The 14,443-nt window shown below is 53.0% G+C and carries 10 protein-coding genes; 4 read left to right on the forward strand and 6 right to left on the reverse strand.

Annotation, left to right across the window (positions count from 1 at the left end):
* Positions 1 to 5: 5 nt before the first annotated feature.
* Positions 6 to 530, reverse strand: coding sequence for a Fur family transcriptional regulator (locus tag ACO0LM_RS06430; RefSeq protein ID WP_423035386.1), 525 nt, complete (start codon positions 528 to 530; stop codon positions 6 to 8).
* A gap of 439 nt (positions 531 to 969) precedes the next feature.
* Between ACO0LM_RS06430 and ACO0LM_RS06435 the strand changes: the two genes are divergently transcribed.
* Both ACO0LM_RS06435 and ACO0LM_RS06440 read left to right on the forward strand, forming a co-directional pair.
* The gene (locus ACO0LM_RS06435) at positions 970 to 2,937 is read left to right on the forward strand and encodes a PhoX family protein (protein ID WP_423035388.1); all 1,968 of its coding nucleotides are present in this window, start codon (positions 970 to 972) and stop codon (positions 2,935 to 2,937) included.
* A gap of 195 nt (positions 2,938 to 3,132) precedes the next feature.
* The gene (locus tag ACO0LM_RS06440; RefSeq protein WP_423035390.1) at positions 3,133 to 4,194 is read left to right on the forward strand and encodes an OmpA family protein; all 1,062 of its coding nucleotides are present in this window, start codon (positions 3,133 to 3,135) and stop codon (positions 4,192 to 4,194) included.
* A gap of 15 nt (positions 4,195 to 4,209) precedes the next feature.
* Here ACO0LM_RS06440 and xerC read toward each other — a convergent pair whose 3' ends face one another.
* The 4 genes from xerC to ACO0LM_RS06460 form a co-directional block, all read right to left on the reverse strand.
* A complete protein-coding gene (xerC, locus tag ACO0LM_RS06445; protein WP_423035392.1) occupies positions 4,210 to 5,130 on the reverse strand; it encodes a tyrosine recombinase XerC in 921 nt (306 codons plus the stop codon).
* A gap of 55 nt (positions 5,131 to 5,185) precedes the next feature.
* On the reverse strand, positions 5,186 to 5,845 hold the full coding sequence (locus tag ACO0LM_RS06450) for a DUF484 family protein (protein ID WP_422983672.1): 660 nt from the start codon (positions 5,843 to 5,845) through the stop codon (positions 5,186 to 5,188).
* Positions 5,842 to 6,705, reverse strand: a complete 864-nt coding sequence (gene dapF / locus ACO0LM_RS06455) for a diaminopimelate epimerase (protein ID WP_423035394.1) — start codon at positions 6,703 to 6,705, stop codon at positions 5,842 to 5,844. The genes ACO0LM_RS06450 and dapF overlap by 4 nt, the downstream gene beginning before the upstream one ends.
* A gap of 97 nt (positions 6,706 to 6,802) precedes the next feature.
* Positions 6,803 to 9,130: a methyl-accepting chemotaxis protein gene (locus ACO0LM_RS06460; protein ID WP_423035396.1), complete on the reverse strand. Its 2,328-nt coding sequence runs from the start codon at positions 9,128 to 9,130 to the stop codon at positions 6,803 to 6,805.
* A gap of 297 nt (positions 9,131 to 9,427) precedes the next feature.
* Between ACO0LM_RS06460 and ACO0LM_RS06465 the strand changes: the two genes are divergently transcribed.
* Together ACO0LM_RS06465 and ACO0LM_RS06470 are read left to right on the forward strand one after the other, a co-directional pair.
* A complete protein-coding gene (locus tag ACO0LM_RS06465) occupies positions 9,428 to 13,021 on the forward strand; it encodes an indolepyruvate ferredoxin oxidoreductase family protein (RefSeq protein ID WP_423035398.1) in 3,594 nt (1,197 codons plus the stop codon).
* 197 nt (positions 13,022 to 13,218) lie between these two features.
* Complete coding sequence (locus ACO0LM_RS06470; RefSeq protein WP_423035400.1) at positions 13,219 to 13,590, forward strand: DUF423 domain-containing protein; 372 nt, start codon at positions 13,219 to 13,221, stop codon at positions 13,588 to 13,590.
* Positions 13,591 to 13,650: 60 nt separating this feature from the next.
* Here ACO0LM_RS06470 and ACO0LM_RS06475 read toward each other — a convergent pair whose 3' ends face one another.
* Positions 13,651 to 14,262, reverse strand: coding sequence for a glutathione S-transferase family protein (locus ACO0LM_RS06475; RefSeq protein WP_423035402.1), 612 nt, complete (start codon positions 14,260 to 14,262; stop codon positions 13,651 to 13,653).
* Positions 14,263 to 14,443 lie beyond the last annotated feature (181 nt).

Here is a 14,443-nt window from a genome sequence, read left to right on the forward strand (position 1 = left end):
CGCCATCACTTGGCACAATCGGCACACCAGCCCTTGATGGTCAGTTCCACGTCATGACTTTGAAAGCCGGGTCCCAGTGTGGATTGCAAGCTCGCCTGCAATTGCGTCCGTAACGAGGCCGGTGCCTGCGCTTCATCCAGGCAAAAGACCCTGGAGCAGCGTGTGCATTTGAAATGGCCATGCTGATGCTGGACCTGACGTTGATGCTGCCCATGTGCATGAACAGCATCATTGCCGGTGCTGTAGCGAAACACGCGGTCGTCGCCGGATATCTTGTGAGCCAGGCCGGCATCGGTCAGGCAATCCAGGGCGCGGTACAGGGTGACCCTGTCCATCGCTGGCATCGCATCCTGGATTTCCAGATGGGACAGGGCGCGCTGGCTGAGCAAGAGTTCGGACAAGACATTCAGACGTGCATCAGTGACACGCACACCTGCCTGCCGCAGCAGATTACCGGCATTACCTTCCCTGCCGGGGGCTGGCACTGTGGCTGGCGGGCGTGTTGTGGGGGATATGCGGGCGGTTTTCATAAATGATCATCAGTGACTCAGGGATTTACCGGCGACACCAGATGCGATGCCGGTCATGCGCAATATTATGCCTGAAAATGCAATTCAGTTGCAAAAGCCTTTATTTGCAAAAACCTTCGCTTGCAAAAATTTTTGTACCGCCGCCGACATCCGGTCACCCTGGCGTTTCTTTTTACATCCTGGCCGATTTCATGACAATGCCAGCGTTTCACTTGCCTGTCACATTCGCTTCTTATACTCCTGCCCGAACTTAGCCTTACTTGTAACACCGTTTTTACAGCGGAGACTGATGCAAGAAAACCACCTGCTTTCCTTGTACACGGACAGGATTGCAAGAGGATGCACATTGCAACAGACCTCACACGGCACAGGTGCAATCGGTGGCACACCGGTTTCCATGTGGCTCTTTTTGTTGATATCAACTATTGGAATGCAAATCATGTCAGATCAACCTCAACTCGGTCGCCGTCAGGCACTTAAATTCCTTGCCGGTGCGCCTTTGCTGCCTTTGGGTGCCATGTCCACGGCATCTTTGCTGTCTGCCTGTGGTGGCAGCTCTTCTGCTGCGACGCCTGCACCAGTAGTTGCGAATTTTATCGGTGCTGATTTCACTGCCATGCCTGCGCCATCGCTGGCCAACGCAGCTGCCATGGCCACCACAACGGTAGGCTCGACACTGAGCGTCAACTTCAGTGACAACAGCTCGCAGGTCTACAAACTGGCTTACCAGGCTTTCTTCCTGACCGGTGATCTGGTGCCGAATGGCAGCGGCGGCACTATCATGGCGGGTGGCTACTACGATATCAATAACAAGGCCATCATCGATAAAACGGTGCCAGGTAAAGAACGCCAGTTCTTCTCTGATTCCCCGGATGGTACGTCGCTGCTGTCAATTGCCAACCCTACCGTGACCGGTATCAAAGGCAAGGCCGTGTTTGCCGTGGTGCAGTTTGAATACACCACCTGGGCGCAAGACGGTACGACGGACATGTACGGCAAACTACCTTCTCCTATCGCTGTCCTGACGCTGGATCAAGACCAGGCCACAGGCAAGCTGAGCCTGGTGAAATACCATAATGTCGATACGTCCAAGCTCAATGGCCTGTGGATCACTTGCGGTGCCAGCCTGTCACCATGGGGTACACATCTGTCCAGCGAAGAATACGAGCCGGATGCTTTTACCATCTCCACCAACACTCAGTTCAAAGCCTATAGCACGAACCTGTTTGGCGAAGAAAACAAGGCCAATCCTTACCACTATGGCCATATGCCAGAAATTACCGTCAATCCTGATGGTACCGGTACGGCAAAAAAACACTATTGCATGGGTCGCCTGTCGCATGAGCTGGTACAAGTCATGCCCGACAACCGTACTGCATTGATGGGCGATGATGCGACGAATGGCGGCATCTTCATTTTTGTCGCTGACAAAGAAAAAGACCTGTCTTCCGGTTCTTTGTATGTTGCCAAGATCGGTGCTGGCTTCTCAATTGACCCGGCTGCTGCCGGTGCGCTGCTGACCTGGATCAAACTCGGTTCTGCCACCAGCGCTGAAATCGAAAACCTGGCCAACACCCTGAAGCCAGCCGACATCATGGAAGTGGCAACTGCTGATCCTAAAGATGCCAGCTTCACCAAGATTTATTACAGCGGCAAGATCCAATGGATCAAAATCAAGCCGGGCATGGAAAAAGCCGCCGCCTTCCTGGAAACCCATCGTTACGCCGCCTACATGGGCGCCAGCATGGCATTGACCAAGCTGGAAGGCACGACAGTCAATGCCAAGGACAAGATCGCCTATTCTGCCCTGCAAAATATGCAAAGTTCCATGGTGCGTGGCAATGCTGCCTGGAATGAAGCCTTTGGCGTAACGCTGGAAAAAGCCGTGAATGCCGGTGCCGTATTGGCGCATACACTGGCTGGTAGTCAGAAAGATACCGCCGGTGCTGCCATCAATAGTGACTGGGTACCAACCGTCACCAAAACCATGCTGATCGGTGAAGATATTACCGCCGATGCGCTAGGTAACCTGGCGAATCCGGACAAGATCGGTGCGCCGGACAATCTGAAATTTTCGGAAAAACTGCGCACCTTGTTCATCGGTGAAGACAGCGGCTATCACGTGAACAACTTCCTGTGGGCATACAACGTCGATACCAAGAAGCTGTCCCGCGTGGCTTCCATGCCTTCCGGTGCTGAATCGACCGGTCTGTCGGTGGTAGATGATCTGAACGGCTGGACCTATATCACCAGCAATTTCCAGCATGCCGGTGACTGGCTGGGCATCCACGCTATCGTCAAGCCTACACTGGACCCATTGGTACGTGCCAATTACAAAGACCGCTTTGCGTCTGCCGTTGGTTACCTGACAGCGGATGTCAGCAGCTTGAAGCTGGCAAAAGCATAACAGTACCAGCAGTAATATTTGGTGTCGCCTGGCATCGACTTGGTACCGATATGAAGAAAAAGCAGCGTATTCGCTGCTTTTTCTTTTTTAAGCAATTTTGTAAGCAGGTATTGGAATTGGGACTGTTGAAAAATCCTGTGCTACATTAGCGATGTTGTTGCAAAAAACATCATTTTTCAAGGAGTCTTGAACATCATGCACAATATGCTGAAATCATCCCTGCTCATCGTGACTTTCCTGGCCAGCCAACTGGTTCATGCTGCCAGCAATCCCGCTTATGAAAAAGTGCTGACCACCGATGCCCCGAATGCCAAGGATCATCCACTGACCGGGCGTTACCAGGGTTCCAGCATACTGTTGCAGACGCAAAAAGCCTTTGACGAAATTGCCTTTCCGGCGGGGCCGGCGACAGAGCCGGATTACAGCAGCAACAAGAAATTTTCCAAGCTGCAAAAAGCAGACGGGACGCTGACCCGTACCGTGTATATGGTGCCGAAAGGGCGCTCATCACTGGAAGTGTTTCGCAATTTTACCGACAGTTTGAACAGCAAGGGTTTCAAGCCAGTCTTTCAATGTGATAACGACAGTTGCGGCCCTTCTTTCAAAAGCCTGAAATACAACTGGAACGAGAAACGCACCCATGTCCAGGGCGAAGGCTATGACGTCAATCGCAATCGTTTTGTGCAGGCAGTGTTTGATGGCGCCAAGGATTTGCGCTATGCACTGCTGCAAAAAGGCACGGGGGCGGCCACTACCTATGTCGGCGTGTATGCCGCACTGAATTCTGGGGGCACCATGGGTGACATAACCGACAGCATGAACGACCGTGTTGCGGTACTGGTTGAAGTACTGGAACCCAAAGCCATGGAACAGAATATTGTCACCGTGGATGCCGACGCCATCAGCAAGGAATTGGCAGCCAACGGCGCAGTCAGTTTTTATGGACTGTATTTTGATACCGACAAAGCCGTCATCAAGCCCGAATCCAAACCGCAACTGGATGAAATGGCGAAATACCTGAAAGCCAATACTGCTGCCGTGTATATCGTTGGCCACACCGATACCCAGGGCGTGCTCGACTACAACATGACTTTGTCAGGCAAGCGCGCCCAGGCCGTGGCAGATGCGCTGAAAGCTTATGGCATTGCCGATGCCCGTTTGATTGCCAAGGGGGTAGGCCCGCTGGCACCACGTGCGTCGAATGCGGCTGAGGCCGGACGTGCCAAGAACCGGCGTGTAGAAATGGTGTTGCGTTAAGCTGCTGGTCGCCAGCTATTTTTTAGCTCTGGGATGTGTCTGGTCATACACCTTGGCCAGATGCTGAAAATCCAAAGACGTATACACCTGGGTCGCTGCGATGGAGCTGTGGCCCAGCATCTCTTGCACGGCGCGCAAGTCGCCGGACGATTGCAGCATGTGCGAAGCAAAGGAATGGCGCAGCATATGCGGATGCACATTGGCCGGGATATCCAGGCTTTGCGCATGCGCTTTCAGGCGCAGTTGTATCAGGCGGGTAGAAATACGGGTGCCACGTTCGCTCAGGAATAGCGGATGCGGGTCCAGCGTGACCAGGGTGGGGCGCACGGCCAGCCAATCTGCCAGTGCTGCCAGCGCAGGTTTGCCGACGGGCACGATGCGCGGCTTGCCACCCTTGCCGGTGACATGCACTTCCCCTTCGACCATATCGACATAGCCGGCTGAGCTATAGCCACTTTCATGGATGGCCGCTACATCCAGGCTGGCCAGTTCAGACACGCGCAGGCCGCTGGAATACAGCAGTTCAAACATGGCCCGATTGGCACGGGATGTGGGCTGATCACTACCTTTCTGATCAACCAGCCGGACGGCATCATCGGCCCCCAGTGCTTTCGGCAGGGGTTTGTTTTTCTTTGGTGCGCGCACCCCTTCGACCGGATTGGCGGCCAGATCCTGCTCTTCGGTCAGCCAGCGATAAAAGCCGCGCCAGCTCGACAGCTTGCGTGCAATGCTGCGGGCATTTTGTCCGCTGGCATGCATTTGCGCAGCAAAACGGCGTATATGGTGGGTGGTCAGGCTGGCCAGGTCTTGTTGCCCAGCCAGTTTGATGAGCTCGCGCAGGTCCAGCAGATAACTGTCCAGCGTATGCTGGGACAACTGCCTTTGACTACGCAAGACCTCCAGATAGCTGGCCAGATACTGATCTTGTGTCGTCATGTGGACCTCCTGCAAAGCGCTCAGTATGGGCTATGAGCACTATCTTGGTGACTGATTACAGATCCACCAGGCAGCTCAATGCGGCACTGCTGGTACTGGCAATCTTGATCAGGAAATCGGTCGCCATGTCCTTGGTATAACGTGCCGGGTCGGGCGAACCCAGTACCAGCAAGCCAAAGGTGGGTGAAGTTGCGGTCAGGCGCAGTGGCAACATGGCCAGCGATTGCACGGGCTGCTCGGCATCGATCCAGCCAGCCGCTTCAAAATCATGGTTCTTGCCACAGTAAGGTGCGGTCAGGCCCTTGGCGAACAAACGGGCATCGTCACTGGTGGTGCTGGCGAACCAGGTATGCGCATAGTCTATACCGACATTCCACAGGCGCAGGGTGGCGTGCGGCAAATTAAAAATATCCTGCAGGCCTTGCGTCAATACATGGGGCAGATCGACATCATTGCGTGCCAGCAGCAATGCCCGTGTCCAGCTTTGGAATTTTTGGCTGATGTCATGATTTTCTTCCGCGATACGCAGCAAATCTGCCATGCGCAATTCCAGTCCCCGGTATTTTTCGCGTACCACTTCCATCTGACGTTCTTGCAGCGAGATGGCGCGCCCCATAACTGGACTGGTGAGTTTGATGGTGCCCAGCAATTCTGCATGTTCTTCAAAAAAATGCGGGTGCTGTATCAAATAAGTGGCGATGTCGTTGGAATTCATGCTGTTTCTGTGAGATTAATTTCGCCTTCGAAGACGGTCACTGCCGGACCGCTGAGGAATACCGGCTTGCCTTCACCCTCCCAGGCAACCGACAGTTCACCGCCACGCATGCTGACACGTACCGGGCTATCCAGCAAGCCCCGGCGTATGCCGGTGACAACTGCCGCACACGCACCGGTACCACAGGCCAGGGTTTCACCGGCACCGCGCTCATGGACGCGCAGGCGTATGTGCTTGCGTTCCAACACCTGCATGAAACCGGCATTCACTCGTCGTGGAAAGCGTGGATGATTTTCTATCAAGGGGCCATCGACCGGTATTGGAAAATCGTCAACCGAGGCCACTACCTGCACCGCATGTGGATTGCCCATGGAAACGGCAGAAATCCATACGGTCTTGCCATTGATTTCCAGCGGCCACAAACTATCATCAGCCTGGTGCATGGGGATCAGCTCATCAGCCTGGAAGGGGACTTGTGCGGCTTCCAGTATCGGCGCACCCATGTTGACGGTGATGCTGCCATCTTCTTCCATGTGTGGCTCGATGATGCCGGACATGGTTTCCACACGTATGCTGGATTTGGTGGTCAGGCCTTTTTCAAGAACAAACTGGACAAAGGCGCGTGAGCCATTGCCGCATTGCTCCACTTCACCACCATCGTTGTTGTATATGACATACCGAAAATCCACATCCGGTTTGCTGGATCGTTCCACCACCAGTATCTGGTCGGCACCGATGCCAAAGCGACGGTCAGCAATCAGCCGCCATTGGGCTGAGCTAAGATTGATTTGCTGGTTGATGGCGTCTATGACGACGAAATCATTACCTGCACCATGCATTTTGGTGAATTTGAGTTTCATATCATGATTATATCGCGGCGCGGCATTTACCACGAGATTATGCTGCAAGCCTTACAGATTGGTGCTTTTACACCTTCAAACCGGGTTAAACCTATACCTACACCTTGTAGACGCCGCAGCCCAGGACCAGGTTGTCAGCCACGATTTCGATATACGAGGTTTTGGATTCCACCTTCTTCGACGTGGGATTGACGATGGTGTAATCGATCCAGCCCCCGGTTGCCCCTACCTTGAAGGCATCCCCGACCAGTTTTTTGCCATCCAGGCCATCAACATGGAAGAGATTGACCTTCAGCTTGGCCGCATTGCCGGCAAATGCCAGGTATTGGCCCTTGCGGTCAAAGGCAAACACATACATGTCGCGGTCAGCGTACAGCTTGTCTGCATTCGTCGTGATCATGGCCAGGGCGCGTTGGCCATGGCTGTCATACAGGGTGGCTGCTTTCTTGACCAGGGCAAAGGCTTCATCTGCCGTGCCTTGCAGTAACTTGAAGGTGGATACCGATTTGGTCAGCGCCCGCGCCCGTTCTTCCAGGCTCAGCGAAGAATGTTTGGCATGGTCTGCCATCTGTGCATTGCTTTGTGTGATTTCATCCAGATGACGCAGGGCTTCAGAGATTTGTGACAAGCCATTGCTTTGTTCGCTGGAAGCGGTAGAGATGGAGTTGATGTTGCCAGCCAGACTGCGTATGCCTCCGACGATTTCACTCAAGGTCTGGTTGACGTTGTTGATTTGCCTGACACCATCGTCAACCCGATTGACCGAATCATCAATCAGGCGGCGTATCTGGCGGGCAGAGTCGGCACTGCGCTGTGCCAGGCTGCGCACTTCTGTAGCGACGACAGCGAAACCGCGGCCATGTTCACCGGCGCGCGACGCTTCTACCGCTGCGTTCAGAGCAAGGATATCGGTCTGGAAGGAAATGCCATCGATCAGGCTGACAATTTCTTGCACCTTGCGCGCGCTTTGATGGATACCGTTCATGGAATCGACCGCCGCTCGCATGTCATCCCCTGTGGATTCGGCGATCAGCCGTAAATTGGCGGCCAGCTTATCGACGGCACGTGCACTGTCGGCATTCTTTTTGACGGTATCTGCCAGGTCGTCGACGCTGGCCGAAGTTTCTTCCAGGCTGGATGCCTGCTGTTCCGTACGGATGTTCAATTCGCTGATCCCCAGCGCCAGACCTTGCCCCAGTTGCGCCACCATGCTGGCATTACTGCGCACATTGGCGACCAGACGTGACAGGTTTTCATTCATGCCTTCCAGCAGATTACCGGTACGTGCCAGTTCATCGCGACCGGTGATTTGGATATGATTGGTCAAGTCACCTGCAGCGACCGAATGGGCAGAGCGGCCCACTTCATTCAGGGCAAACATGAAACCACGATAAAAGCCCAGTGCCAGATAACAGCTGAGCAACACGATCAGCAGCAGCACGGTCAGTATCACCTGACGGTATGTATCGAGACGGTTGATACGTTCTTGCAGCAAGGTACTCAACCTGCCATGCATGGTTTTTTGCAATACGACGGTCTTTTCTATCGCCACCGTACCCAGGGCGAAAAACTCATTGGCGTCGCCGCTGATGCTTTCCCCCAGCAGGTTTTTCTGGGCCTGCGCGGCAAAGGCGAGACTGGCATCCAGGGCTTCTTTTTCCGGTGCGGCGATATTCTCACCTGCGCGTTTCAGGGCATCATCCATGTCCGTGACTGCATTGATGGCGGTTTGCAAGGCATCCGTGCGTGAAACCATGCCTGCTTTTTCGGGAAATTCCATGCTGCCTGCCTTGATATAGGCAGCACCCACACCGCGCAGCAGTGCCAAGTTTTCTATCCAGGCTGGCATTTTTCGTATCGACACATCCATCAGCAAAAAACTGGCGTTTTCGGTATTGCTTAACAAGCCGGTTTTTTCATTGACCAGGGCAGAAAACAACAGGCCTTGCTTGATCAGGCGGCTATGCTGCGCCGTGTTTTCCTTGACGTTGGTGGCAGTCTGGCCCGCTGCCAGTTGCTGCAATTCATTGGCAGTGGCTTTCCAGCCACTTGCCAGGTCCTGTAGTTGGATGCCGGGTAAAAAGCTATCCAACTGGTCGAGACTGTCCTTCAGTTCTTTGCGGGTTTTGGTCAGGTCATCGTCCAGATTCTGTCCGGACAGCTTGAGGTTCATCTGACCACGATGTTTTTGCGTCTGGATCACGATTTTCATGATCAATTGTGTTGCTTCCGCCCCCTTCAGTTCCAGCCGGGAGTTGTCAGAATCTTCCGCAACCTGATGTAGGACTGTGCCTGTCAGCAATACCAGAGGTAGCAGCAAGGTGGCAAATATACCCAATAGCTTGACGTGCAGGCTGAGCTTGCTCATCAGGAATAAGCTGGGTTTCATGAACTTGCTAAGCAGTGTTGCCTTGGTTTGCGACATGGTTTTCCTTGCGATTTAAAGGCCGTCAAAAGTATTTTCCCAGATTCTTGCCTTGGGTACGAGAGGAAATAAATAAAAAAACAATTTATCCTGAAAGCAATCATTGTTTTGACTCCAGTACACTTTGCCAAAGTGTCAGTCATACTGTACTGGTCTTTTTGTGTGTTACTGTCCATTGGGATGGCCAGTACAGCGTGTTAATGTGCTACCGCTACTAAAAGTATATGATTCACTCACAAGGTGATTCTGTTTTGTTGCGCACACCATCGCCCAAACGATAAAAAGCACGGAGACCCCATGAATGCACCTCTAAAAGCAGAGCAAGCCGAGCAGCATGCGCTGATCGACAACCATATTTCCCTCGACGATAAATTCACGCTGGAGCGCGGTCGCGCTTTCATGACCGGCACCCAGGCTCTGATACGCCTGATGATGTTGCAGCGCCAGGCCGATGAAAAAGCAGGCTTGAATACAGCTGGTTATATTAGCGGTTATCGCGGTTCGCCATTGGGTAATGTCGATCTCACCGCTGCCAAGGCCAGAAAACACCTGGAAAAACACCATGTAAAGTTTCATCCGGGCGTGAATGAAGACCTGGCTGCCACTACAGTATGGGGCACGCAGCAGGTTAACATGTTCCCGGGTGCAAAATATGACGGCGTATTTGCCATGTGGTACGGCAAGGGTCCGGGTGTGGATCGTTGCGGCGACGTGTTCAAGCATGCCAATCTGGCCGGAACCTCCCGGCATGGTGGTGTGCTGGTGGTGGCCGGTGATGATCATGCAGCAAAATCGTCTACGGCTGCGCATCAGAGTGAACATATCTTGAAAGCCTGCGGTATTCCAGTCTTGTATCCGTCCACCGTGCAGGAATATCTGGATTATGGCCTGCATGGCATCGCCATGTCGCGCTATACCGGTCTGTGGGTATCGATGAAATGCGTAACTGATATTGTAGAATCTGGTGCCGTGGTTGATATTGATCCAGATCGTGTCAAACCGATTATTCCTGAAGATTTTGTCTTGCCTGCCGATGGCGTGAATATCCGCACACCTGACCCGGTGCTGGCGCAAGAAACCCGCATGAATAATTACAAATGGTATGCGGCACTGGCCTATGTGCGTGCCAATAAACTCAATAAAATCATCTGGGATAGCCCACATGCCAAGATCGGTATCATCACTGCCGGTAAATCCTACCTGGATACGCGCCAGGCCCTGGCTGATCTGGGTATTGATGAGCAAGTCGCCAAAGACATAGGCATACGCCTGTACAAGATAGGCCTGACCTGGCCGCTGGAATCCGAAGGTGTACGTGAATTTGCCACTGGCCTGGAAGAAATCCTGGTGGTCGAAGAAAAACGCCAGATCCTGGAATACGCCTTGAAAGAAGAGTTGTATAACTGGGAAGACAAAGTCCGTCCACGCGTAGTCGGCAAATTTGATGACACTGGTGAATGGAGTAATTTGCATGGTTCCGGCCATGGTGAATGGCTGCTGCCAGCGACGTATGAACTGAACCCGGCACAAATCGCCCGCGCGATTGCGTCCCGCATTAGCCGTTATTTTGCCGGCCATCCGGTAGAACAGCACGTGAAAGAACGTGTGGCGTATCTGGAAGCCAAAGAAGCCATGCTGAACGTGGTGTCCAAGCCTGATCCAAACAAGGACCGTGTACCGCATTTCTGTTCTGGTTGTCCGCACAATACCTCCACCAAAGTACCGGAAGGTAGCCGTGCCCTGGCCGGTATCGGCTGCCATTACATGGTGACCTGGATGGACCGCGAAACGTCCACGTTCACCCACATGGGCGCAGAAGGTGTGACCTGGGTAGGCCAGGCACCGTTCACAACCGAAAACCATGTGTTTTGTAATCTGGGTGATGGCACCTACTATCACTCTGGTTTGCTGGCGATACGCGCTGCGGTATCGGGTGAAGTGAATATCACTTACAAAATCCTGTTCAATGATGCCGTTGCCATGACTGGCGGTCAGGAATTTGATGGCCCGCTGGACCCAGGCATGATTTCACGCCAGATCGCTGCTGAAGGCGTGGGCCCGATTATCGTGGTCACTGACGAGCCAGAAAAATATGGTGCCGGTTATCCTTGGGCAGCAGGTGTCACCGTGCGCCATCGCAGTGAACTTGATGCCGTGCAGCGTGAATTGCGCGTGGCCAAGGGCGTATCAGCGATGATCTATGACCAGACCTGTGCTTCGGAAAAACGTCGCCGCAGGAAAAAAATCGACAAGGATGGCAAACCCGGTTTCCCTGACCCTGCCAAACGTGCAGTCATCAATGAAGCCGTGTGTGAAGGCTGTGGCGATTGCTCGGTACAATCAAATTGTCTGTCGGTAGAGCCGCTGGAAACCGAATTTGGTCGCAAGCGTCAGATCAACCAGTCTTCCTGCAATAAGGATTTCTCTTGCGTCACGGGGTTCTGCCCCAGCTTTGTCACGGTAGAAGGTGGCAAACTGAAAAAACCAAAAAAAACCAAGATAGAGCCAGGCAATGCACTTGATGTAAATACCTTGCCTTATCCAGCCTTGCCCGATACCAAGACACCCTTCGGTGTACTGGTCACCGGTGTCGGTGGTACTGGCGTCATTACTATCGGCCAGATCATGGCCATGGCGGCACATTTGCAGGGTAAAGCCTGTTCCGTGCTGGACATGACAGGGCTGGCGCAAAAAGGCGGCGCGGTGATGTCGCATGTACGCCTGGCTGACAAGGCAGATGACATACAGTCGACACGTGTTGGTACCGGCATGGCTGATCTGGTCATAGGCTGTGATCTGATCGTGACAGCCGGCAAGGATGCCCTGTCACGCATGGGTGAAGGCCGCACGCATGCCGCCATCAATGCGAATGGCACGCCGACTTCGACTTTCATCAAGAATCCGAACTGGCAATTCCCCGGTGAATCGGCAGAAAATGATATCCGCAAAGCCTGCGGTGCAGACCGGGTTGATCTGATTGATGCAGCATCGATAGCCACCGCTTTGATGGGTGACAATATCGCCACCAATATGTTTATCCTTGGTTATTCGTGGCAAAAAGGCTGGGTACCGCTGGAAGAAGTGGCCTTGATGCGCGCCATAGAACTGAATGGCGTATCGATTGATTTTAACAAACAGGCCTTCAACTGGGGCCGCCTGGCCGCGCATGACCTGGCAGCAGTACAGCGCCTGGTGGCACCCGCCCAGGTCATAGAGCTGAAACGCGCACCGACGCTGGATGACACCATCAGCAAGCGTGTGACTTTCCTGACAGATTACCAGGATGCCGCCTATGCCAGCCAATACAGTGAATTTGTCAACCAGGTCAAAGCCGCAGAAAGCAAACTGGTCGATGGCAACAAGCCTTTGCGTCTGACTGAAGCGGTAGCGAAATACCTGTTCAAGCTGATGGCCTATAAAGATGAATATGAAGTCGCCCGCTTGTATACCGACGGCAAATTCCAAAAGAAAATTGCCGACATGTTTGAAGGTGATTACGCCATCAATTTCCACCTGGCGCCACCATTGTTTGCCAAGCGTGACGACAAAGGCCATCTGATCAAGCAGCAGTTTGGCCCATGGATGATGAAAGCCTTTGGCGTACTGGCCAAGTTCAAATCCTTGCGTGGCGGTACGTTTGATATCTTTGGTTATACCGAAGAACGCAAGATGGAACGTAGCTTGCCGCTAGAGTACAAACAAACCCTGAACAAGTTACTGCCCTTGCTGAATGCAGACAATTTGTCCAAGGCGGTGGCGATTGCCAGTATCCCGGAAGACATACGCGGTTATGGCCACGTCAAGGAAAGGCATTTCAAGGCTGCCAAAACCAAGGAAGCAACGCTGATTGCTGAATTCAATACGGCACAGTCTGCGCAAAAAGCTGCCTGACTGGGTTTGAATTAGTTTGACTAAGGTAGTAATGGCAAGACAAAACAGGTCGCCTGCGGGCGATCTGTTTTATTTCATGTGGCCTAAATTTTTTTGAATTTGTTTCTCACGTTGCCCAGATAAAAATATGTAGGCTTGACATCAGCATATTTCATCTTGCCTTACAATTCAGTATTACTGAATTTACCGGACACATCATGCAAGCACGTTTCTTCATCGCTACTGCGGCCATTCTCATGTTCACAGGTGTCGCCGCAGGAGCTTTTGGTGCGCATGCGCTGAAACAGATACTGAGTGCCGACATGCAGGTGATCTGGCAAACCGCTGTAACCTACCAAATGGTGCATGGCCTGGGTATGCTGGCGCTGGGCATCATGTTGCAACAACAGGATAATGCCATGCTGCGTCGGGCAGCCTGGGCGATGTTGATAGGGGTAGTGATTTTTAGTGGCAGTCTGTATGCGCTGGCGCTGACGGGCATACGTGTGCTGGGGGCGATTACCCCTATTGGTGGTGTGGCATTTTTGGCGGGATGGGCGATGCTGGCGTGGGCGGCATTAAAACGTTGAGATACAAGGTCTGCTCACCATGCCCACAAATTGTTCTGTGGGCATGTGCTATTTTCTTTCTTACTCGCCGTTTTTGGCTACTGCTTTTTGATAAGCAGGACGCGCCGCTACCATATCGACAAAGCGTGTCAGGTTAGGGAAGGCTTCACGTCCACCACCGCGTACAGCGGACTGTATGGCGAAAGATAGTTGTATGTCTGCGCCTGTCAGGCTGTCACCAACGAAGTAATCACGGCCTTCCAGTTCCAGATTCAGATAGCTGAAGTGGTTTGCCACTTCGCTGCTGATACGCGGGTGCAGCGGTGCACCGGCTTCACCCAGGCGGCCTACATACAGCTTCAGCAGCAGCGGCAACATGGCGGAACCTTCGGCATAGTGCAGGAACTGCACGTAGCGGTTGTAGTCAGTCGTACCGACAGCGGGCGCCAGGCGGCCATTGCCGTAGGTGCGGATCAGGTATTCAATGATGGCACCAGACTCAATCAGGATCTGGTCTTTATCACGTACGACCGGGGCTTTACCCAGAGGGTGAATTTTTTGCAGTTCTGGCGGTGCCAAACGCGTCTTGGGATCGCGGTCGTACGAAATGACGGTGTAGTCCAGCCCCAGTTCTTCCAGCAACCAGGTGATACGACGTGAGCGTGATTCTTTTAAATGGTGGACTTCTATCATGGGAACCTCGGTTGATGGACAGTAAAAACCTATTATGCCCAGTTTTCAGAAAGCGTGTGGCAGTGGCTGAAGAAGGCTTAGAAAGGGCGCTCTAGAATTTCCTGATGGAATTTTCGCCGGCGTCACATCCCTGACATAAGGCCGTCCTACTATCTCTCATTTTCCATGGGAGTAGAGCCAA

The sequence above is a fragment of the Undibacterium sp. Di26W genome, from assembly GCF_049340265.1.
GTDB lineage: Bacteria > Pseudomonadota > Gammaproteobacteria > Burkholderiales > Burkholderiaceae_D > Undibacterium.